Source organism: Endozoicomonas sp. ALB032 (genome assembly GCF_049310125.1).
Lineage (GTDB): Bacteria > Pseudomonadota > Gammaproteobacteria > Pseudomonadales > Endozoicomonadaceae > Endozoicomonas_A.
This window is the reverse complement of sequence record NZ_JBLYNW010000001.1, coordinates 4284954-4310732: the sequence shown is the minus strand read 5'-3', so window position 1 is coordinate 4310732 and position 25779 is coordinate 4284954. Positions and strand designations below refer to the sequence as shown.

2 protein-coding genes (1 of these 2 cut by a window edge) are annotated in these 25779 nt (G+C 52.1%); both read left to right on the top strand.

The features are described from left to right. Window positions 1-1967: the 3' portion of a hypothetical protein gene (locus ACO6VG_RS16280; RefSeq protein ID WP_422474735.1), read on the top strand. The gene continues 1645 nt to the left of window position 1, outside the view; the window shows 1967 of its 3612 coding nt (coding positions 1646-3612); its start codon lies off the left edge, out of view; its stop codon occupies window positions 1965-1967. Then, the gene (locus ACO6VG_RS16275) at window positions 1900-25779 is read left to right on the top strand and encodes a TcdA/TcdB catalytic glycosyltransferase domain-containing protein (protein ID WP_422474733.1); all 23880 of its coding nucleotides are present in this window, start codon (window positions 1900-1902) and stop codon (window positions 25777-25779) included. The genes ACO6VG_RS16280 and ACO6VG_RS16275 overlap by 68 nt, the downstream gene beginning before the upstream one ends.

The window sequence follows — 25779 nt, the reverse complement described above, 5'->3', positions numbered from 1 at the left end:
CCATCGAAACCGTTTACGACGAACAACCGTTGCGCAGTGAACAATGGTTTTTCCGCAGGGCGCTCGATGACAGTCTGGACTGGCTGATCGCCCGAGATCCCAACAATACGGCTCTGGCAAACCTTCAGCGCCTGAAGAAAAATGACGAAGCACAACAGGATGAATACGATGGCCTGTTGGAGCCGGAACAGGCGCCGCTCTTTAACGACACCACCAGCAGCGTTCGGGGCAGATTCCTTACCCTCAAGGCTCTGGGTGACTGGATAGGGGTTTACCTGACACCGGACTATCTGGCCAGTTCCGGTAATCAGACCCTCGCCAGTGACCTGCGGCAACTGGTGGATGCCAGCGACCTGTTCAGACACCGGTTGAACAATACCGACGCGTTACGAATGCTGTCGGGCAACGTAACGACCCCGATAAGACCTGACACCCTTGGCGACATACACGACCAAGGTATATTTAAGGTCCACCCCGATGAGCGCAACAGGACGATCCCCGGGGAGTATGTCAGCTTGATTATCCCCGATCGCAATGGTGCGTTCCCCGGCAGTCAGTCCGGCCCACTGCCCTACCTGCCCATCGATCATGGTGCGGAAAATGACACTGTCCATGATCTTGCCCCGAATAATGGGACAGACCTTGCACCCATTAACCAGACAGTCAATAACGGCACCTTTACGCTTATCCCTTTTGATCCGGCTGAGGGGAACCTGCCCTACGGTTCCGGATGGCTGGCAGGCCATCTTTCGTTCTTTTACCAACTGGGGGAGGCATTACGGCTGGCGCTTGGGCTGGCACCAGAAGAAGATATCAATGCGGCCAAAAACCGGATTCGTACTGAGCTTGGTTTGCCACGGCACTATCCCGGACAGGACAAACTGCCGTTACCGGTAGTGAACCCCCGTCAGATGATGGTCAAAGACACCCTTTCCGTTGAGGTAAGGTTTAATCAAACGACAGAGACAGACAGTAGAAAATCTGTGCGTCTGGCAGTGACCGGACGCGGCTCCCTGGGACGTCATCTGGAACTGACGGCAGAGCCTGACAGGAACGGTACTTATCGTCTGCAACTGGCTGCCATTGGCACTATGACCGCAGATGACAGTCTTCTGCCACCTTCCCTGCGGCACCGCTATCCGGCAGTCACAAGACCGGCAAAAGTACAAAGGGTTCGCCGTTCCGATTCTGATCCTGTGGCAGGTTCAGACTTGAAATTAATTGATAAACTGATTCCTGACGCCAAGACGTTCCATATGGAATTTGAGCCGTTATTACAGTATCAACGGATCTTGAACGCAGACTTGAACAAACGTTTTGAAGACCTGTTCTCGTCTTTTATGGAGTTTGATCGTTATCGCCATGTGAATGCACAATCAACCTTTGTTTCGGCGTTGAAAATCTACGAAAAACTCACCGCCCTGATCGTGAATCACCCACAGGCAACCGGCGTAAAATTTGCGAAACTGGCTACCAACATCCGGCGCTGGTTAGAAAGTAATCTGAAGCCAGTCCCTCCACAGCTGCATTTTGTCAGCGTTAACCCAACCGATGACGAACTCAAGCGTATCCGGTCATGGATTTTGGCCAATTCAGAGTCCGGTTTAAAAATAAATCTTTGGTATGACCCCAATGCAATGCTTGCCGGTGTGCTTGCCGAAGCCCTTAAAGAATCAATGACCCGTAAATTGGCCGGTCAAACCAATCCCGGTAATCCCTCTGAATTTGAATCGGGTTTACTGAAAGACCTGATGAAGTTACAGGATGAGGCCTGGAAAGCCATAAAGCCAAAAATAGAACGGGGCCAGCCGTTTGATCAGGCGGTGAAGAATTTTCTGACAGGCCACCTCAAATACAAGGCGGACCTTGACAAAAAAAAAATCCCAAATGCAGAAATCCTTGCAGGAATTTGCACGGCAGATAGAGTTTTCTTACCCACAGGCGAAGTTTTCCCTCATCGATCTTAATAAGGTCTGGACCGCTGCCTACGGGGAAGATGGTAAGGAGACTGAAGAGGACTATTACAGGGAACTGGGGTTGCGTGGCCATCAGCCTGCGGCTGAGGCACTGGTGAAAATGAGGGTGATGGCCACCCTCGGCGGTGTTTATTCTGATACGTCGCTTTCGCCGGCATTGAATGAGGATCTTTTCAAGGATGTTGATTATTCAGGCGTCAGCAAAACAGATTGGGACAGGGTAAGGGCAGTACAGACACAGTTGGTCATCCAGCGGCTCGGCAAAGAATTCCTTCCTGACGATCAGGCTCCTGACATTGAACAGAAGGTTGCAGACGATATCGCCTGGTTCGGTGAAAAATACCCCGGGTTGAAGAGCGACATCGAACAGCGTCTGGCGAGTGCTGATCCCTCGCAACTGTTTAAGCCTTTGGAAAAAATTCAAGTCATGCCCTATCAGGCCTGTGTGCCATCAGAAAAAAATCCGGGTTTATTTTTCGCGGCGACACCAGGCAACCCAACCATTGAGTTTGCTCAAAGCAGGCTCTTATTACAACATGAAGATATTAGTCGGCTGGAATTGTCCAGTTTGACAAATTGGAATGATGCCAAACGAAAAGAAGCGGTTTTAACCAAAACAAAGGATGCTGCTGCGGCATTGGTTTATTACCGATTAGGGATACAGAAGTTTGGGAAAGGCTATCAAATCCTGAATGGCGATGAGGCATTGAGGGAAAGCAAGTTTGCCATGAGCTGGACGGCAGGCTACGAAGCTTTACTGGATGTTCTGCAATTTTCAGCCAGAGAACACTTTACCATTTCCAGCGCAGCGGCAGCTGTCCGGGACCAGGAAAACGATATCCGGCGTTATATAGACACGGATCCGCAAAAGCCTGGCCAATACAGCCAACAACTGGTTCTCCAGATGGAGTCTGGCGATGCTAACCCGATTAGCAAGGCCAGCCATTACCTGTTTGACAAATATAAAAACCGCGAACCAACGAGAGTTAGTTATAACTCAATCCGTTGGCTGGTCAATAAGAACAGTTATTGGTCAGATGGAGAGACAGGCGCAAGGATTAATACTGCCGATATTGGTAAATTTCTGGACGGAGATAGCCGAATTCATGTGGTCGGTGCGGGTCAGTCCAGCAATGGGAAATTTACCCTGAGCGGGCAAACCGCGTCAGACCTGTCAAAAACAATCAATGAATTGATTGCAGATACTCCTGTTAAAACTATTAACCTGGTTGGCTCAGGCATTGATCACGACGGGCTTGTCAGCCAATACCTGAGAGAGACCCTGAAAGCAACAAAAACCCAGGCAGTGACTGCCCGTGACGGTCTTTTGAGAGTGGATATCTGGGGGCGTCTGTGGGTTGGCCTGCTTGGGGACACGGGTCTGGTGACCTGGTCGCTGGCCGACAGGTCTGACAAGCTGAAAGCGCTTCGCATGAATGAGGGGGACGCCAGAGTCGAACGCTTGTCTGAAAAAAACCTGCTTGCTGAAAGTGCCGCTGGAATGCGGCAGTTGTCTTCTGTATTGTCAGACAACAGCGGGTTGCTGGGGCCCGTCAATCCCGATGATGCCATGCCGACTCTGGCGATGTTCAAGCACAGCCTGAAGCCCCATCTGGGTACTCTTGGTTCGGATAATTTAGCATCGCTGGAGAAAAAAATTGACCAATTTGACCAACTTCGCCCAGAGGGAACGCCCCTTCAAAAATACGCCCTTGTCTATCGGATGCAGGAAAACCTGCCCAAAACGTTTATGGGTGAAGCAGCCGTCTCCCTGCTGGACGCCACAATAAAGCAGTACCTGCTGGATGCTTTGGTCGAGGTACCGAAAGAGCTTAACACTATCTGGATTGGGCCTCTTAAAAAAGGTGTTGAAGACTGTCTCAAGATCTGGGTTTCACAGATTCCCGCCTGGTCTATGACGCTCTGGTACGATCCGCAAGCGTTTTTAGCGCCCATATTGGCCCGGGAAATACGTGAGTCTGTTGCCGCTGAGAAAGTACCCGAATCATTCCTGAAAAAAGAAAATGCCAGGAATGAATTTGTGAAACGTTTAAATCAACTGCAAGATCTGGCCTATAGCACTATAAAAAACGGCATCGCCCAGGGTAAATCCTTTGACGAAATGGCAAAGGCGTTTTTAGTCAACCATTTGGGTATGGATGAAAGCGAATTAGAAAAAATACGAACAGACAGTCTGAAGCAAATGAAGGCGTTCAGCGACGAGCTGGCCAAGCTCAGGAGCAGCCCTGAATCCGGTGAATTCAAGCTGGCAGACATCAATCAACTCTGGCCGACAGGCAATAAAGCCAGCCTGAAAGAATGGTACATCAAAGAACTTGCACTAAGGGGGATTTTGGCCGCTGCAGCAGATTTGGCAAGAGTGGAAGTACTTGCCAAAGATAAGGAAGGAGGGGGTGTCTATTTGGACGTTGATATACTACCTGCTTTTAACAAGGAATTGTTTAAACACCTTAGATTTCCGGATTTTTTTCCCTTTGGAGACCGTCGGATCGGTCCGGATTACCCCGTTAACCATGCAATCATTAAGTATTTTGGCCAGAAAGGGCCGGAACAGCTGTTTTTTGGCCGGACACCTGATCCGGAACAAGAGAAATACTATGACAGAATAAAGGAAGAATACCCTGATCTTATTAAGGGCATTGAAGAAGCCATAGCCAACCACGGCGAAAAACCCCTTTTTGTCTTTCAAGATTCGCTCAGGGTTATTCCTGGTTCAGTGGAAATAAAATTAATCTACAAAGAAAAAGCAAAGATCAACAACAACTTGATTATCGCGCCACCTGACAGTGAGGCTCTTGACGCAGTTAAGAAAAGAATTATAAGACGTTATAAATTAATTGAACGTTTAAATATCGATAAGCCATTAAACGCTGCTAAGACAGATATAGACAAAACTGCAAAATCAATCGCCAGGGAATTGAATATTGATCAGAGAATCGCCTACAGTTTTTTTGATTACCGGAAAGATGGAATATTGCAACAGGCTAAATCGACGATGGCCATATCAGGGTCCCAAGGATTTATAGAAGTCTCCCAGAATTATTTGTCTGATTTTTTTTCAAATAAAGACCCTGTTGGTCTTGAAGTAAAAGACTATTTCATGCAAGTCAATCCATTAGCACAGATTGATTTAGTCAGTTACGATACTGATGAATGCCCCAGTAGCTGGTTACCCAGAACGGATAAAACCAAGCGTTATGCCCTGACTGCTGAGCAAGACAGTGATTATAAAAATCAGGTCATTCTTCAGCTGGACGACAGCGACAATGAAACCACAGCCAGGTTATATCTGGCAAACAAATACCAGCCCGATTTCAGCCGCCATATAGTTCTGGATTCTTATGGTTCCCTGTACGACCCGAATACAGGCCACGACATTAAGCTTGAGGCATTGCAAGCTGATTTTCTTAAAGACGACACCCGCATTATTGTAGTTGGCCACGGTAGTCAGGTTCAGGGGGATAAGGCCGACTCCAAAAAGTTTCTTCTGGGCGGGAAGACGGTTGTGCAACTGGCCAAAGTGCTTGAGCGCATAACCGGCGGGCGCTTTGTCAAAACTGTCAGTCTGGTGGGCTGTGGCGCTAATGCCAGCGGCGAGCATTACCCTGTGGAGGCTTTCGCCAGAGCACTGTTTGGTGAAATCCGGACACGTCGAATCACGGTTCGTAACGCTCTGGTAGCGGTGGATGAGTTGGGGCGCAAATGGACGGGTGTGCTGCCCGCCAACGGCGATCCGCTGTGGTCACAGTCAGACCATCGCGTCAAACTGGTGCTTGAGAAAGACGACCGGGGGCAGTTAATAACCCGCCAGCTCCCGGTTGCAGAAGGGGTGGTGAAAAAACTCCGGAATTTGCCCGTTTTGCCCACCGGCAGGGATTATGTTCGTCTGGGTAAAGAGAGTGACCCTGATTTCCAACAAGCCAAACGTTTACTGCTTGAAGCGATTATCGAAAACAATGGCAGGCAGAAACTCTCCGATCTGATTGAGGATTACAACCGTCGACTCTATCAAAACACCGGTGATAACCTTTCTCCTTACCGGTTGATGCCTTTGCCGACTGCCGATGTCGAACTCCCTGTTGCCCAGGCCGGGGCTTCAAAAGAGCTTCAGCCACAAGAAAAACGTCAGATGAGCGCCTTTGTCCGCGCAGACTCAATCGGTGACCCGTTTTCCGGGGTGGGTCTGGTGGCCTATGGCGATCCCTTTGCCCGGGAGAATTTTTTCCGGACCCAGCAGGCGGGGTATCAACTGGCCCGGAAAGTCACAAACCCGCCATCCAATGCGATGACAGCATTGTTTACTCGCCTGTTGCTTGGGTCTTTGCAGGACATTGTCGCACCTGGTGGCAATGACATAGACCCGTTCCGGATCTCCAGCCCTGACCTGATAGCTTCAGTATTCGAAAAAGATGACCTGCTTGCCCTCTCGGTCCGACGGTCACAAACTCACTTTTCCGACTTGAGCGATTGGTATATCAAGTCTCTGAAAGATTTGCTGGGTCACTATCTGACGGACCAAGCAGACAAAAAAGTACTGAGACTGAACGCCAGAAAAAGGAGCGAACAGAGAAAGTCGCTGCAAGCAAGCCTTTCCCTTGGGATTAACAAAAGGCTGAAGCACGATCCTGATGGCGCTCTCAGTTCTACTGATCCTGTGTCTCTGGCCAGTGGCGAGGCTTTTGATAGCGACAAACACAACAAGTACCTGCCTGTTGTCACCGACCTTTCGGGTGAAACTTATGTTCTGGTGGACTTGCCAGAGACCAGGAGCCTGGCTTTTCCGGATAATCTGCGCAATATCCTGTCTATGCTTCAGTCCTCTGGTCCGCTTGGATCGCGTGATGCCCAGACACTGATCAATACCATTGAGTCAGCCTATACCCAACACTCAGACTCCCTGGTAGGACAGCAGCTTGATGAAAAAATAGACCAACTGCCGTTGGCTGATGTAGTCACACTGGCCAACGAAGTCATTAACATGGACTCGGAGCCTGATGCTCTGCGAAGCCTGATACGAAGACTGTTGCTTCGTCTGGTGACCAACGCAGAAAAAGCCCTGGACACTGATCAGAAACCCGATCACCAGGAGAGGTTACTGATCGCAGAATTACTCGCCCTGGCCCCCGACGAAAGGGTCTTCATCGTCGAGCTCCCACCTTCAGGAAACCGTCATCGCAAGGTTTTTCTCGACGGTTTGATGTCTGTCGACAAGCATCAGCGTTTGACCTCGCAAACCACCATGGGGGCTCATTCACCCTTTTTTTTCTCGACCGTCCAGCACAGAGCCTATCGCTCTCAGCTGCGTGAGCTGTCGAAACTGGATGGAACCCCAGATAGGCTGAAGCCTTTGCTTGGTTATTTCAGTAAACCTAATGAATTCGCCGATGCCCTTTTGGCCTGGCGCAAATGGGAGATAGAGACTGGTTTTGTCGCAAGAAGGGTGCCCATTAGTGTTCGCCCGGAACAAGACCGATTGCTCGCGGACAGTCGGGTAATTGTCCTGGATTGGGAAATAGCCGGGCCTTTCCTCCAGATTGGATTGAAGGATGTAGAGCATTATTCGTCTGATGCCGACCTGGCCCGGGTGATGACCCAATCCTACGGAATGGCTCTATTCCTGCAACTGCGGTTAATTGGGGCAAACCCATACATTCTCAACAGTGCTTCGGAGATATGGCAAACACAATTCTATAGTGATCCTCTTGGTGAGTTCGGCTTTGACAACAGTATGACAATGCGGCGGTTACCGGATCCCGGCGACCCGCTTTATCGTGAACTGGTCCTTGATAGCAATGACCATGGGCTTAAGTTTGCCGAGGGTACTGTAGATGATTTCCGGCAGGCACTGGAGGTATTGTTTGAGGAAGGAAATCTCTCCCGTTCGGTCAGAAACGTTATTCGTCACCTTGCAAGAGCCCCGGTGGGCTCTGTTTGTACTTTTTCAGAAGGTCTGGTTAAAGTACACGCAGAGTTCTGGAAACAGATGCGGGATTCACAACTGAGGTCTGCACTGCAGTTGCAGGACCCGGATTACCAGATGTTAAAACAACGAATAGCCAGATCTGGTTTATCCGCCAGAAAAAAGAATAGGTTATTTGCAGATCTGGCTAATATTGAAAGCTCGCCAGGCAAAACGTTTTCTCATGACACGGACGTCTATAGCAGTGAAATAAAGGAGAACAGCCCCGGAATTATTAGTGAAGTGACACCGGATTCCTATGGCGATAAGGGTTCGGTTTCGAAGATCGCGATCTTGTTCTCTGCCCGGTTTATCAAACATGTTCTTGAAAACAATGTTCTCGAAAACAATGTTCTTGAAAACAATGATCCAGAAAACAATACTCCTTCCAAACAACTGTTTTCATTACGCAATGAGATTATCAAAACCCTTCGATTGCTCAGAACCACCTCTGAATTCAAGGCTTTTTCCGACATCCTGGCAGAGGATCAGAGCCAGGTCTTTGGTGATCTCCGGGCTCTGGTGAATCAGGGCGTTATTGATGGATCTTTCGGGACAGGCTTCGACCAGGCCAAAATACCCGACTCTGTCCGGCTCTTACTGGTCATTACTCCTCCCGATCCATCCACTACAGAAACGCCACAGCCGGTTCTGGTTGATAATACCGGTTGTATCCTGAAAGTAGATCCAAGCCAGTATTTCACCGAAGACAAAATGCTGGTTGGAGACTATCAAACTTTCTCAAGATCAGGCCTGATAGCAGGTTATATTGTTGCATCAAATCGGCTGAAAGGTTTCAGCAGCGATTTTGAAACTATTCGAAAAAGAATTCTGCCTCAACTTGGCATTAAGGGATTACAAAAAAAGAGCAAAACTCCGGAGACACGTCGGGACGATTATAGAGGACAGATCGGTCTTGAAATAGAGAATCTCATCACAAAAGTGGATGCTGAAGACGGCGAATTGCTTGCACGCAGTCAATTAAATACTAATGAGCTTATTAACCCTGATTATCCTGATATGCTCCTGTCTACTGATCTCCATGAGGGTCGCTCTATCATTGAAATCATTACCGGACCCAAACCGCTCTCGGCTTATCTCAGTGAATCCTCAGCTTTATTTCATGCGACCAAGACAATGGTCTCTGTTTTAACAAAAATACCTGAGGGTGGTTATACCGTAGGCGATTTAGTTAGGGCTTATAATGACGAGCTACTTGGCAATAACCCCAGAGGTAATTCAGAAGATTTCAGGTTGCTCACCCTTGATGAATATAGAAACAGTCAAGTTTCATTGCTGCCTGACATGATGGAGGCAGCGATAGCGGCAGAAGCACAGATACCGCCTTATCGTATTCATGTCAATATTGGGGTCGATCTTGGTTTGATTGGGGATATAACCTCCTATATTCCCAATCTTTTTGTCTCAAAGACAAAAGACATATTAAGGAAAGTTTTTCATTGGTGCCAGTATAAGGCCTCTGTCATTTCAGAAAGACTGAATCTGAATTCTGACTTGCTGAAATCCATGTTTACCATGCATTTGTACAAGCAGGCATTAGACAGTTCAACCGGCAATTTTATGAGGGGGAAAATGAATATTCCAGGTACCCCTATCAATAAAATAAGAGGATTACTGAGACTGGGTACCGCTGATTTTTTAATGACTGTTATCTCTGATTCGGAGGCCGCCCAACTTAAGTCAGCCATCCGGGATTACAGCTGGCAGGCCTTTACTTCGTTGCTGCAGGAAACGGTCAATGAACTGGCCACAGTGGGATCTGAGGCTGAAGGGCTTGGCAGGGCGTGGAAGGTTCCCAAACAGCGATTGCAAGTCAGGTTAAAATTGCTGTTCACCGACCTGTTGGATCATCGTGTCGAACATGGAAAGATGGTTATCCCCCCTGGTGATCTCTCAGATTATTTCGAATTACCCCAAGGCGAGAACAAAGGACCGAAGCTGGGTTACATAGATGTCATAAGTCCACTCTCAAGACATGATGTCACTTACTATGTCGATGACGAGGGTCAAAACCATTTCCTCGGTACCATGGAGGTTCGAAAACTCTGGCCCAATCTCGAAAACATGGCTTTTTCCCCTCCCGAGCCCTACACGATTTCGATTATAAAGTCCGTTCAAACCCCGGGGTTACTGGGAGCAGACCCGGAGATTGACGGGGTTTTTTTAACAAAAGCCCAATTCCTGGTCAAATCTGAAACCGAAACTCCGGATTACCAGCGCTGGGTGAAGCAGTCCATCCTCGACCGTCTGGGTCAACTCAGCCACGCCAGGCTCAAGCATGTAATCCGCACCTTCGTCAACCGTCTGCAGGAAACCCAGGACACAATCCAACAGGACAAAGTGGCCCGGTTGCTGCTGACTGCCAATCTAAGGGCAATAACCGGCGGGCCGTCAGGTTCAGCCTGGGACACTCTGGCGCAGTTGCAAAAAATGCAGTTGCAAAAAATAGTCTCGGTGGATTTTCAGCGGGCAAGCGAGGGTCAACGGCTTCCTTTAACAACCACTGACAATCTGGCCCCCTGGAAACAGCTGGCAGAGCTTTTTCTGCCCATTGAGTTTTATACAATCCTGGACTTGTTTCCTGCTGATGAAGGTAAAGCTTTTATTGTACCGGTGCTTAAATCGGAGGAGATACTGTCCGGGTACGGAATCTCTCTGAGTCGTGTGTTTCAGGAAATAACGATTGTCTTTAACGCTCAATGGCACTCGTACCAGAGTCGCCTGAATAACAATCCGCTGACCCTGACAGTGGGTACAAAAGACTCGCTGCCTGAACACCGTAAAGCGGTTTCCATAGGAAAGCTGTTCGCCATAGCCCTGTTAAACCATCCCGATGTCGCAGTGCTCAGGCAGGCCCAAAAAGCATTGCGGGCGACCTGGGGGTTATCGGCAATCATCACTGGCCGCAGTTATGGCCTGAGCAAAGGACTGACACTGGCCATTTTGCCAGACCAGCAAGCCCCCCAAGACAGTAACAGCAAGGTGCAAACGGGGCCTGCTCCCCTGGTGCAGCTTACCGACATCGGGACGGTGATAAAAGACAGCGCATCGGGCCGGATCATCCTTGAAAAGATAACCGACACTGTACCCAGACCTGACGGATCGGACAGCACAATGTGCGAGAGTCCGACAAAGGTCAATGGCTCACCATTGACGACTCAGAAATGGCTTGGTGCCGAAGGTCAGCCGGGATTGCAATGGCTATCGGCCCCGTTGTCTCTGGATGAACTGGACACCCACAGGCTTTCTCTGGAAGCCGACTTTTATGGGAACCCTGAAGGGCAGTCCATTGACTGGACAAAAACCACTGGCGGGGCAGACACCGGAATCATCCTGAGGTTTCCCTTTGAGAATCTGGATACGCCGGTGTTCGCGGCACTGTTTGCTGACAGTGACAGCCCTGAAGGAGAAAGGCTGCTGGCCAGCCTGAAGTCAGCCAGAGTTATCGCGACAGCGGTTATCCCCCCGGCCTCAGGCGATAACAAGGCAATCCATGCTCAGTTAAAATCGCTATTTACCCTGTTATTGTTCCGGCTGTCGGGGGACGACGACTCTCACGAAAAACCCCTGTTTCCGGGAATAAGGCTGGCAGATTATATCCATACCTACCTTTCCGACAGTGCCGTTAACTCACTCAGTGACTACATTAAGCGCGTTGGCCTGCAACAGGTCAGCAAAGAACTGGCAGCGAAGCTCACTGTCCTGGCCCAGCGGGATACCCCGGATCTGCAAGCAAGCGTCAGGATCAGAGACCTGCTGGGGATGGCTCTGGATTACCGTCTTGCCAACGGCGCCGGGCTGCTGCCCGGCACGCTGCCGGACGAGTACTCGCTGCCCCTGAAGGATAACCAAAAATCCAGGGAACTCTGGACTGGCCGGATGTCAGCAGACCGCACAGCGCGACCTGTCGCTACAAACGCCGATGGCCATTATCTTCTGGACCTTGCCCTGCCGGGTCAAACCGGCATGGTGAAACGCCTGTTTCCGGGAACCCCGGCAACCCCCGATAACCTCCAGAGCCGCCTCAGGCTGGCTTTGCAACCAGACCGGCTTGGCCAAGATCCGGAAATTACCCGTGCGTTTCTTGAACTGGCGATGTCCAGTGTGGGTAAAGCCGGCTGGCCGTGGTTTTCGGAACACTTTTCCTCATTACCCCAATTGCAGCGTTTCGCAGTGGTGGAAGCCTTGGGTCAATATCGCTTGCAGTATCCGGAGGAAGATATTAAGCAGCTGGCCCGTGTTCTTAGCAAAATCCAGCTGGCTGAGGTGAACGGGCTGATCAGTCAGGATGATCAAGCCGGGACACCGTCGGCTTTTCGCATCAGGAGTGTGCAACCCCTCGCAGATGGAAGCCATCGCTTCAAGCTGAAGACCGACGCGGGGATTATGCCTGTCCTGGCTGACTCCCTGGAGCCAGTGACCGGACTGTTGACTCAACAACCATCAAACAAACCGCATCCGCAATGGATGCTATTGTCGGCCAGTTCACACAGCAGCCAGTTCCCAGGGGCATTTCTGGATACACACCACAACGAAAGACTGTACCGACAGGCCTTGCACAACAGCGAGCTGGATCCCTACCGCTACCAGCATGATGTCGAGCGGTTTATTAGAATTTTCAGTGATTTTTCACCGGACATCTATCGCCAGCGATTCCAACAGCAGCACTCGCTTGACCTCAGTGTCGGCCTACCTGTTCACTGGCAGTTAAATCCCCATATTATCTTGCAGGCGTCCCGGTTGCAGGTCGGTGATAGCGCTGTAACTATTGAGCTTGGGATGAAGGATAACCCTTCGCTAAGACACGGATTATTTGACTCAGTCGTCAGCATGTTTTACGCCATAGGTCTGGCCAAGAGTGTAGAGGCTGTTGATACCGCCCTGTTCCAGTCTGGCTGGCCTGAGGAAGCCGGGCGACTGGGTCAACTGGGCAACACTATTGGTTATGATTCTGTCCGGCAATGGGATTTCCTGCCTGCGGCAATGAACCGGGATTCAATTGCACTTTATCCTGACCCCGCTGGATCATCCATCACTCGGGAACAAATTAAACAAGAGGTGACATGGCTGTTCAATCAGAAGTCTGAATCATTATCATTGAGACTTGAAGCGCTCTTTGAGTGGATTCAGGAGCATCAGAATGACCAGAGTATTCAAACCTTTACCAGAGCACTCTATGAGTTTGAGCGCGACCTGCCTGATGGTGAAAGAGCCCTGTTCAGGAAGGCTTTCACTGATCAACAGATCAAATTACTGAAGGATGTTCTGACGCAGCAGGCCCCTCACCAGTGGGAACTGATTGACTACGTAGACACACTTAAAACAACGCCCGATTCGCAGGCCCCAACCAATGCCAGCGGGTTTGCTTCATCGGCGTACTGGCTGATTGAGTCTGACAGCGACAGTGACAGTGACAGTGACAGTGACAACGACGGTGGCAGGAAGTTGAGGATTGTCATCTGGGACCCTGAGGCGCAAGACAACAAACGCTGCCGACGTGGGGTCGACGGGTGCAGAACTCGCCTGCTATCAGCAGGAAATCTGGCGGACCGCCCCTTTTTGGACATTGACAGCACGGATATCAGTTACACCGATACCAACAAACCTTATTACAAAGTTGAGTTCCTTAACCACAACGATGAGCTGTACCAGGTGCTCAGGCGCTCAGACAAGGATATTACTGCCACCCCCCTGGGCCAGGCTTCCGTTTATGACAGCATCCACGATAGCAACGACTCCCCAGCTGAGCGGGTGTTTTCAGACCCAACATTGGCCACTTCGTCCGTGGCGGTCAGGCGTTCCGATGGCAAGGTTTATCAGCTGATTTCGGAAGCTGACGGTCACTACCGGGCAGTGAGTTTGCAATCCGGAGATAAGCTGTTAGCGTCGTACGACAGTAACAGTAAAACCCTTATTCCGGTGCTGGAAAAAAACGACTATGGAAAGACGATTTATGGTGTGAAACTGGACGACGCCGCCGCAGGGACAAACGGGCTGTTCAAACTCAACCCGAGGGAATCGCTGAAGGATCAGTTAGCCGCCGCCCGCCACTGGCTGTCAGCGAGCAGTTCCGAGCTACGGACGCTGACGGGCACAGACGACAGGATAGCCGTGATCCTTCCTGCCGACTACCGTCCCGGCCAGAAACTGGCGAATCAGGCCGAACGGCTCTTGTCAGAACTGAGAGTCTTTGTTGCCAGCTCCGCAGGACAGCGTCTGGTCAATGCCCTGGGGTTCCCTGACAGTTTCATCAAACCCGCCACTATGACCGAGCTGGACAGTCAGCTGCTGCCCGGTATGAAGCCCCCTGCCCCTCTCAGGCTGGTGATCAGGTTTGGCAAACAGGCTCTTGCTGACCGGGTGATACCCTATCGTCCCGGGGACAGCGGGGACACCAGTGGCAACCGGCTTGTGGTGCTGAAGGTTGACCCGGCGGTGTTGACCGGGCAACGCCACTCCACCAGTAATTACCTGGGAGCACTGGCCTCGGTCCTGAAGGATTTGTGTCGGGCAGCACTGGTCAGTACTGATAAGGTGAACTCACCAGCCATCGCCATGACCTGGTTGCAGGGGGCCAAAATCACCAGTGCCCGGACGCTGCTGCAACTGGAAAACCAGCTTCGTAAGCAGTACGACCTGCTGCCCGTGCTGGCCACGGCATCAGCCCATACCCCTGTTCAGGAGGTCACCACGGCGGGCGAAATAACGACTGTGAAAAGCCGCCAGCGGGTCCGGATTGCCTATAAAGCGATTGCCGAGCCCCTGTCCGGCTTTGGCCGTCTACTGGGGGATATGGAAACCCGGCTACTGTTTCAGCGGGTTCATTACCATTGCAACCAACGGGTTGACCGGTTATCCGACGCTGGTCGTGCAGGGCTGGGAAACCTTCGCTCACTGTTAACGCAGCTGGCCTGGAGTGGGCTGGTCAGTCAGCGCATGGTGACATCGCAGCCCGCACTGCTGGCTGATCCGGCGGACGTGGTCACAGCCGTGCTTGATGACAGTGAGCTGAAAGCACTGGCCGGGATCAACAACCTCGCCGGGCAGCTTGAAGAGGTGTTGACCGATGCTCTGAAAGACCGACGGGGCATCGCCTTCACAGCGGCAGAACAACAGGGATTATTGCGCTGGCTAAGCCGTGCAGAGGCGGTTCTTACGGACGCACAGGCCGTGCGCAAGGAATGGGCCGAGCCCGGACAACTTCCCCTCGCTGCGGATTCCCGCAGCAATGTACCGGTCACCACTGGTAACCGAAAAACCCTTGCCCTGACCAGCACCGGGCGGCAACCGGTCACCCGGCTGAATGATCAGCCTCTCATTGCTATTGAAAGCCAGAACGGCCCCCTGTCCGCTCCGGCAGGCGATGAGCTTAGCGGTTTGCTGGCCCTGTTGAGACAGGAGTCACCTGACAGCCCGCAGGCTGTCGCTGCTTTAAGGACCGAGCTTGGTTGGGCTCCAGCAGTTACCGACCCGGACTATTACCGGGACGCGATCAAGCGTACTCTGTTATCACTGTCCCCACAGCAGACCAACAACCTGGATGACACCCTTGTTGATTTGCTCAACAAGCCATCCCTGACCGACGGTGAGTCGCTGCTGGCGGAGTATTTTTTTCACCGGCGGCTCAGGGGGCTGGAACCCACAGAGCCAGCCAGGTTGCGGGCGGATGCCCTGAGGGCCAATAAATGGCTTGATCTCCTGCAAAAAAATCCGCCATTGCTTCCGGGACCTGGCTGGGAGCGCCCGGCTTTCACCCTCGATACCGGGTTGGGCCGTTACCAGGCTCAGGTTCAAACCAAGGACGGGCAAAAAACGTTCACGCTGGGTCGCCGGGATGACCTGGCTTTTTCCAACCGGGGGCCCGGCTACACCCTGACTCACAGCGAAGGCGACCGCAAGCAGGTCTTTCGCCTCCAGCTTCCTGATGGCTGGCCAGACCGTCTTTTGCCGATCAGGCTGGTTGTCCACATGGAGTTTTATCGCAAGCTGCAACGCAAGGGCAGTATTGGCAAAGAGCAATTACAGAACGACATTCAATTCATTGCCCGGGGGATGGGGGAGCCTCGTCTATCGCAGCTTCTTCAGGCGCTGGTGCAACCCGTCAGGGATGCAGGCATTGCCGATATTAGCCCTTTTAAAATAAAAATCAGCCCCAGGCCGCTCTGGCCGTTGGTGGACAGTCGTGTCGAGGTGAGTGAGGAAAACAGTGCCCACGCCCTGTTATTGCTGGGCACGAAGAACAGGAACAGGCCATTTATTTTCCGGGAAACCCTGACCAACCTGGTGGGTGCCAGTCTGTTGAAGGCACTTGAAGGTGGTGGAGGGTCGCTGACAGCCTTGCGCCAGCAGGTGCGCCAGCAGTTCGGGATCAACACCGCGACACTGCCTGACAAGGAGTCGCGTCCCTTGGGACTGACCCGTCAATACGCACTGACTCTGGCGGTTGCCCCCCCTTCAGGCACAAGCCTCTATCGGCAACTGGTCGCAGGCCATCATAACCTGCTGTTAGCCAAAGGTACGAAAGCCGATTATCGCCGGGCATTGGCGTATTTAGAGTTGCATGACAAGACCAGGATTCAGGCAATAAGGGATAGCCTTGCTAAAGGGGAAATTACAGCCAGTGACCGTGAGAAAAAACTTTTCAACGAGGTTGTCAATGATAAACAATCCTCAGCGCCCCTGGTTCCAGATGGCTCTGATAATACCATTGCCTCCTACAAGGCCTTGCCCTTCACCTCTGAGCTGGTCAACGTGGATTACCGGGCCTTCTGGAGCGTTGGTTCCGGTATAGAATCCCTGCTCGACGCCAGACTGCTGGGGTTAAGTCGGGCGGCGGCAGAAAATTTCCTGTCCCAACAGATAGAGGTCGCTAAAAAGCATTTCAGACTAAAAGTCGTTGCCAGCACTTACCTGAAGTCACTGCTGGTTCATTTTATCTACTGGAAGATGGAGCAGGTTCTGGGTGACACCGGCCAGCCAGCCAGCCGGATACGCTTGGGAGTGACCGATGCGGTGACGACCATACTGCCTGACGGCGATATCGATGACATCGCAAAACTGATGTACGTTGATCTTTGGTTGGAGATAAATACGCCAGAGAGTCCGAGGATATCCACTCTCGTCGCATTGGAAAAAGCCTGCACTTTTGTTGCCCGGGGACTCGGCTGGAAGTCTTTTGACACTGGCCTGCTGGCCAATCTGAAGCAAGATGTGGACACCATATTCCATGAGGCGGTAGCACTGCGACGGCGCGTCGGAAGGCCGTTCCAGTTGCCTGTTAATCAACAACCGGACGCCCAGGGTAAAGAGCCCACGTCTGTGCAGGCTTTAGCGGGGCAGGATCAGATCATTGAAACCTTCGCCAGCAGCCCTCGTTATGCGGTTATGGCGAATGCTAAAAGGCGTTATATAAAAATAACTCCGGCGGGCCCGGGCAATCCTTTCTCGCTTATGTCACTCCAGTCACAGGATGGCCTGAAGAGGCTGTTACGGCGGCCTCTTAATCCGGGCAAAAACGCTGCAGCCACTCAGGCTTACCTGTCACAGCTGGCACGCCATTATGAGGCTTTTAGTGAACTGAAGGACATTAACATGACCGGCCAGGTCAATGGCGTTATTGACAAGATGGACCATGTCACCCGGCAGCAGTTTGCCGATGGTTTCCTGCACTATGCCCGGCAGTCAGCCATCCCGGCAGGTCTGGCTGAAACCATCGCCGGGAAGTTACTTGCGGCAGAGCTCAGCGCCCTGGGTTCTCTGCCTGAAACGATTTCTACCGGGCTTTATCAGCGGCTCAACGGGCTGCTGAACCTGACCGGGAAAAAGGAATTTTCACTGACCTCTGGCGACCTGAATATTCGGGTGCTGACCGACCCCTCAATCACCGCCGATGCCTCCTACCTGATGCCTGCCCAAGGCACACTGGTGCTGGGCAATGGTGACGCTGACAGCCCGCTGACCGCCGCCGCAGCAATGGCTCTGCTGCAGGCACGGGAAGCCCAGAAACCGGAGGATCAGGCAAAAACATTCCTGGCCCTGCATCAGAAGCGAATCCGATTGCCAGAGGGTGTGGAAAGCCTGTCACCAGAGTCGCTGGTCAGTGAGTTCACGGTTAAGGAAGGCAAGCTGGCACTCTCCGGCCTGCTGGAACGTCTGACCAGCTTTATCGGGCTGGCGGACAGGCTGAAGCGGGAGAATTTTTCCGGAGCCCGACTTCTGGCCAGAAAGATTCGCCAGAACGTGGCCGACGGCGTTGCCGCACTCAGGCGTGATATTGATTTTGGCCAGATGGCTGAGCTGGTTGATATCACCGGCCGCGATTTCCGGAGAACCTTGCAGGCACTGGACAAGGCTGGTTTGCCAGACGGTCAGGCAGCAAGACTGCCCGATGCAGACTGTGTTCTGTGCGATGGTTCCGGACCGATCAGGACCGCGATGGCACTGATAGACAGGGTCAGCGGGCATCTGGATGTCATTGAGGCCAGTGATCACTTCATCCATACCAGGCAGAGTGCCGGTGACAAGGGGTTGCTGGCAGACGCCTTCCTGCTGCTGGAACAGGGACGTTTTGCGGCGGTGGTCACCGAAGACATTATGGACAGCCCGGCGTTCCGCAAGGAGCTTCTTGAACTCTTACGACAGACACTGGCGCAAAAGCAGGAGCTGAATCCGGAGCAAGTCATTGATCGGGTGGCCACTTTGCTCAATGACTCGGGCTACAGTGTCGACGACACCCGCTTTGTCAAGCAACAGCTGCTTGGCAACCCGGAGTTCATGGCGAGCCTGCGGACCCGAAAAGGCCAGGTCGGGGATGGCTCTGAGCCCGGCAGCCCGGGTGACATCAGGTCGATAGCCGGGCCGAAAAAAGTGCAAGGGAAGTTTATGCGCATGCTGGATAAGCTGGATCGCAGTACAAAATTCAATACGGGCAGGATGATTTACGGCGGGGTAAGTGCCATCTCTGGCCTGGCCATGGCCTCGGTGTCACTGAATAACCTGGCAAAATACGGAGACGAGATGCCTGCCCAAGCCAGGGACATGGCCTATGCAGGTGCGGGCCTGGGCACCATCAACTCGGTCTACAGCATTGCCACGACCGCCAACTGGGCGCTGAGCAAAACCCTGGTCAAGACGAAAAATCCGGCAGGGGCCATTGGCGTCGCGTTAAAGCTGGGCCCGAAAGTGTCACGAAATGTGGCCAGGGCGGTACCCATTATAGGCGGTGTCATTTCTGTTGCGCTTGGCGCTTCTTCACTGGTCTCTAATGCCAGCAACGCCGATGCGGCAAGAAAAGCTGGCCGCCATAAACAGGCGGCTATTTTTGGTGCAATGGCCGCTTTGGATGCCATTACGATTGGCCTTGATGTGCTCAGTACAGCACTGGACTTCATCAATCCAAAGCTGGGTATTATTGTGGACGTAATCAGTCAACTGCTGAGTTTTCTGCAAACGGCGCTGGCGGCCCTGGTGCCGCCTCCCACCGCCAGGGAGGATTTCAGTGCTGTATTGGAGAGCGATAAATTCAAGGAATATCTTAATGACCAGGTAACTCACTTTGAGAAAGAGGGCTACAGGTGGTTTGTGCTCCACCAGGATGCCACTGGTTGGCTTGACCAGGATAATTATAAGGAGGACCTTGAGACAGTGAAGAAATCCTTTCTCCGGTTTTTGGATGGCAAAGGAGACAAAGGACTTGCCCTTCGTGATTTGATCAACGAAAGGCGAACCACGAGAGGATCGTCTCTGTCGGACTACATGTACGGTGAGAAAGGGTTCAAGATCTTTTATGGGCTGGGTGGCGATGACATCCTGATCATTAACGAGGGAGAGCTGTATGGCGGTGCCGGCAACGACAGGCTGATCCTGAAAAAAGGCGTGGCAAAAGGGGGCGCTGGCAATGACGATATACGGATTGAAGAGTCAGGTGCTGCCCACGGGGACAGTGGCGATGACGTTATCCGGATTGTAAAGACGGGTACGGGTTACGGGGGCAGTGGCAACGACATCATCCGGATTGAAAAGACGGGTACTGCTCACGGGGGCAGTGGCAATGATGTTATCTGGATTGGGCGCTCAGGTAAGGCTTATGGGGGATACGGCGACGACACCCTCTACCTGTCAAAGATCGGTGGAATTGGCTACGGCGGGCCGGGAAATGATCAGATTTATTACGGCAAATTCCAGTATGGCGACGCGGGTGATGACCGGCTCATTGACCAGCTCGGCACCGTCGAACAGCACGGTGGTACAGGTAATGACCGTCTTTCGCCAGGGTTAGGCTATGCACGCCTTTTTGGTGGGCCCGGAGAGGATACTGTTATTCTGCCCAGTCTCTCGCTTCCTGTTTTCCGCCAGGAAAGTGTAGGTAATCTCACGACTCAATACAGTATTGGTCGTTATAGCATCAGCAGGTTCAATGATCAGTCATTCAAAACCACTGATCTCACGCTTCACTACCGTCATGGTTACTCTAAGCCATTACTCTGGGCTGACTTGAAAAACGAAAACTGGCTTAACCGTTTTTATCGTTACCTCATCTTTCAGGGGTTGAACCGCGACCACCCGGATAGCCAGGAAACAGGCAAAAAATCCGTTTTCGATGTTTTTCGTGTAAAGCTTGCCGGCCAGTTATCGGTGACTAAGGCATTGATGACGCACGTCACACCTGACGCCAGTCACACAGGCGTCAGTCGAATTTCTGATATTTACAGGGATCAGCTTTACTTTTACCTCGGCAAAGGCCGGTACGGTAGCGGGCGGGAGGAAGTCCACCTCTATTTTTCGCGTGAAGGCGTTTTCGTGATGAAAGCCGACCGCTCCCTGTTGTTTTTCGAAAAGGGCAGCCTGCTCAGGGCCAGTGAAAGTAACAAAGCCATTGAATTCTTCGCGACCCTCGTGGACTGCCTGATGACCGGTGGCCGTGTTCAGGGTATGGAAAATCTGGTGGGTTCCGAAGACGGCTCAGAAGTTTACGGGACCGACCAGCGCGATAACATTTATCTCAGGGGCGATGAAAATAGTAACAACATAGTGAATGCGCGAGGGGGTGACGATTTTGTCTATGCCAGCAATGGTACAGATGTAATAAAACTGGGGGCGGGCAATGATCGGGCGGTGTTGACCGATCAAAATGCGGTGCACGGTGGCCCCGGCACAGACACCATTTCCTATGCGGTTCGAAAGGAAAATCTTTGGCTGGATATGACCAACCGGGATCCGTCATCGGGAGAGGTGGTGACCGGTGTCGAGGTTATACAGGACTCCCCCCACGATGACAAGATCAAAGGAAACCATGAGAATACGGTTTTCATGACCACCGGTGGCACCAATATTCTGGATGCCGGGGCTGGCAACGACACGGTCATCACTGACGGCGGAAAGACGTCCATCTGGCTGAGAAACGGTTTTAACACCGTAATACTGGGCGATGGTCACCACAAGGTTTATACAGGCATTCATGCCGACTCAATCAGGGTAAGTGGCAACAACCTTGGTAACCATAAATTTTACGGGCACAAACCCCAGCAGCCTTCGACAGGAAAATGGCCAGTCCTGGCCATCCGCTGGGAACGATTTGGTGCCGGGTGCATCCGGCAGCACAAACAGCTGGCCAGCCTGACTGTCAACCCGGTTAGCGAGCGCATGGACCTGGTTTTCAGCAAACAGAAACCCAATCATAACGTCACCCTGGACTTTAACACTCCCGACATCCCGCCGGTCACAGTCAGCCACGTTAATAGCCACTGGTACCGGGAGGATTTGGCCGGTACGGGCCGCTGGCAGTTCATAGACGGGGATGTGATGAAGCTGAGAAATACGACCCTGTCAGCTTATTTTGGTTCGGGAAAAGGTTCTTGCAAGGTCACCAGGAAAGTGGATATCTATCCCTTTTCCAGAGCGCAGATGCTGGCATTTTTGAATCGCTACCCCGGAAAACCTTTAGGTGAATTCCGCCGGAATCGGTGGCGTGACAGGACAGAGCTGGAGAGTCTTGCTAACGAAGGAAAAAACCTGGGCGTCGGCCTGCACCGGATTAGCAGTGAGGAAAGTAATAATCTCAGTCTGGATATTGAGTTTCGTTTCGACTCTCCCGGTTGCAACCCGCGCAGTGGTGTTTTACGCAAGCTGACCCTGAAGCCGAACCAACAGCTGGTGCGCTTTGAAGGTCTGACCCCCCTCATTGAGAAGCAGGTCAAGTCCTTCAAAAATGGAAAGAACGTTATCTCTTTCAAACCAAAGCACACACTGACTTTAAAACTGGTTAAAACCCATGCAGACGGCCGCAGACGAAAACACGGCCATCGTACAATATCAGAATTAAAACCGGTCTCAAGACAATGGGACGAACTGTTTCCCGGTCAGCCAATGGCGAAAGCCCTGGCCATGCTGGAGATACGTCATAGCTTTGGCTGGGATATGACTTTTCTTAAGGTATGCGGGGTCTCCAGGTCATACAACAGTTCTGTGATCATACCGGATGCTCACCTTGACCTGTCTTCGGACTCACACTCTGGCGTCCCCATCATTATTGGCGGCCCGGGCAACGACCGGCTAACAGGAAACCCCTCTACGGATAATGTATTGCTTGGTATGGGGGGGCACGACATTCTGAAGGATATGGGAGGCAATAACCAGTTCGTGGTCGGCATAGGCAATGCAACCGTTATTGCTGCCGGGGAGGGATACAACCAGCTAATATACGACAAGCTCTCGGTTCTCTATGGTCTCCAACTCCTGCGGAAAGGCTCCACGGGAACCAGTATCAAAGTCGCTTTAACCTATCAACTGGATGGGATGACCGTGAATGTCACGGAGGGGACCGCACAGACCCGATGGCGAAATACGGAAACAGGCAGCTGGCGTTATCACCAGACCGTATTCAATGGGATCGTCCAGATTGCCGGGACCTCGGGAGATGATTCCTACTATGGCAGCAATGGTACGGATATTTTCAGCACCGGGGGTGGTTTGGACAAGGTGCACATGGGGGACGGAGACGACCGGGTCATTGTTAACGCCCGTTGGCAAAATGGCACCTCGCTGGACGGCGGCAGCGGTGCCAATACCCTGCTCTTTGATTTGCCCGACAGCCATCGTGTAGTTGTTGACCTGGAAAGGAGTTTAACGGTCAAGAACTTTGTCCTGGAAGACTCAGGGAAGGGCAAGATAAAACTTTCCGGTGATGATAAAGATAACATTTATGTGTCCAGAGGTTCTCTGTACAGTTTTAATGGCAGGGGAGGAGATGACTACCTTTTTCTTCTGAAGCAGCCGAAGGTCACCCATTTAAACGGTGGTCCGGGCACCGACACGATAGATTTCAGCCAGATGACCATCGAGCCGCCTTTTGTCCGGCTCAATCTGTCTTTAAGAAAAAAAGCAGTGAGCTTTGCCTGTTATGCAAGCGATTCGGGAGCCTGCCCTCCCGATAAAAACGTCAAAGGTCATATGTCTTTTACGGAAAGGTCGTCCAAATCCAAGGGCACTTCCGAAAAATTGTCGACAGCTATCAGTAATTTTGAGATTTTCAAGGGCCCCGATTCCGGCGATATTTTCAACATTCCGGCCCTTGCCGGGATTGTCGTCGATGGCGGAGGTGGCAATGATACTTTCAGAATTTCCTCTCCCCGCATCAAGAGCAACAGTTCAATCACCTCCACCATAGGGGGAACTGGATACAACAGGCATTATGGCAGCCGGGAGGCTGACCGGATGGTGGCGAACCTGGGGCCTGACCTTCTTTCCGGCAACCTGGGCCCGGATATTTACGTTATTTATCCACAGGCTAACGGCACCCGGATCGTCGACCGGGACAACGGGAATAGCCTGATATTGCACGGTGTCCAACCTGAAAAGCTGGACTGGCGACTGACTGGGAATTATACCCATCTGGAAGTGGACAACGACGGACATTTCTTTTTCAGCATCGATTTAGGGCACGTTCCCCACTGTGTGCGCGAAGATGGCAGTTTGGTCACCGGGCACTTTATCAACAGCCTGGAACGGCATATCTGGCGCCTGACAACCATTGATCCGGCCAACAACGGAAGCAGGCTGCTTAACGGCAAAAACCTTCGAGACTACTATCACGCCAAGCTGACTGTGGATAAACGACTGGATAGCACTTATCAGCTTGGCAATCTTACCGAGCCTGTATACGGCGGGCCCGGTGATGACGAGTTCTTCGTCTCAGGTGCTGTCAGACCGGGGGTTGAGCTGTTTGGAGAGTCGGGAAATGATATTTTCCACCTCAAAAGCAGCGGTGTCAGTGTCCATCCCGGTTCCGGCAATAACCTTGTCAGTCTGGAGCTGGAGAATGCAGATGAAAAGGGTGCGCTAAAGCTATTCTTTGCTCCTTCTTCGTTTAACCGGGTTCGTATGGCTGGTGTCAGCCTTGCGGATGTGCAGGCAGCCAGCTGGCGTTCGCTGGATCTACGCAATGCTCCTGACAGCGGTGACCAGACTCGCTGCCCAGCGGGCTTATCCCGCCTGGTGCCTCCTCCGGTCACCGGCGGCAGTTTTATCCTGGCAGCCTGGATTCGCCGGGGCCTGCCGCTGGGCAGGCGAACACTGGCCGGGAGCACACTGGTTCATTTTGCCGAGGCTGACAGCTCTGATGCCATCAGCCTGAGCCTGAAACCCGGGAAGCTGGAGGTCAGACTAACGGAGGGTGCCAAGGTCTTTCATCGAGGGGTCAGGCCCTTTTTTACCTCCCCCCAGCTGCACCTGGTCATGACAATAAATGACAGTGGTTTTCTAACCATCTACCGGAATGGCCAGATTGTTCTGGCAACCCAGGCCTTCAAGCCAGCCAGGAAAATTCGGACGCTTAACTGTTATGACGCTGACAAACTCATCATCAACCAACGTCTCCCGTCGTTTGAAGGCATAAAAATGATGGCGTCCGGTGCCGATCCCCTGGTGAGAATAGGCACTTGGCAGGAGCCTGACCTTATCTACGCCAATGGCTGGCCAGACAGCCTGGAACTGGATGACAGCATTCTCGATGACAAGGTAAAAATTGCTCAACGACTCGAGTCGGGTTATTCACTTTCAAAGCAAACCATCCCCGGACATCAGTACCTGATAGATGAAAAAAGCACCGTTTACCACTTTGCTGGCGATGACTTCTCTGACACTGACCAATGGCTTCTGGCAAACGCCACAGGCACGGCTGACCAGCTCGAAATTAATACCCATGACTGCCAGAGATTGCGCTATCAAAAGTCGGACGAGGATCTTATCCTGACTGTCAGGCCTAATCATAACCTGCTGAAAAACAGTGAAAATAGCACCAGGCCGATCAATGCCACCCAGAGCCTTCGGGTGCAAAATTTTTTCAGTGAGGGAGGCGAGACCATTGAGCGCCTGATCGTCAATAACAAGGTGCTCAGCATGAGCGAGGTGTTTGCAAAAGTGGACAGCCCACAGTCACGTGGCAGGCGCTCAATGAATGAGAGCATCCCGGAGGGGGCACTGGCCGCTGAGGGTGGAGGCAACGGAACCCAGCCTTTACTGAACAGGATCATTCGTAAGGGGCAACAGCTGGCAAATTACCTGGGCAGTCTGGCCGGAGCTAAGAAAGACGACGCTGACACAGGTGAAGCCGAGAGTGAGCAACCCGAGGTAGCGAGTCAGAATGACACCGAATTGAACCGACACTATCAGCGTCTGGTTCAGGAACTCAACACCACGACTGGCAATCACAGTGATGAGAGCCCGTCGTTTGTCCCATCGGCAAGCCAGGGAGCGATGCAGAACCTGACGACCCCGCAACCTTCGACTAGGATTGGTCAAAACTAA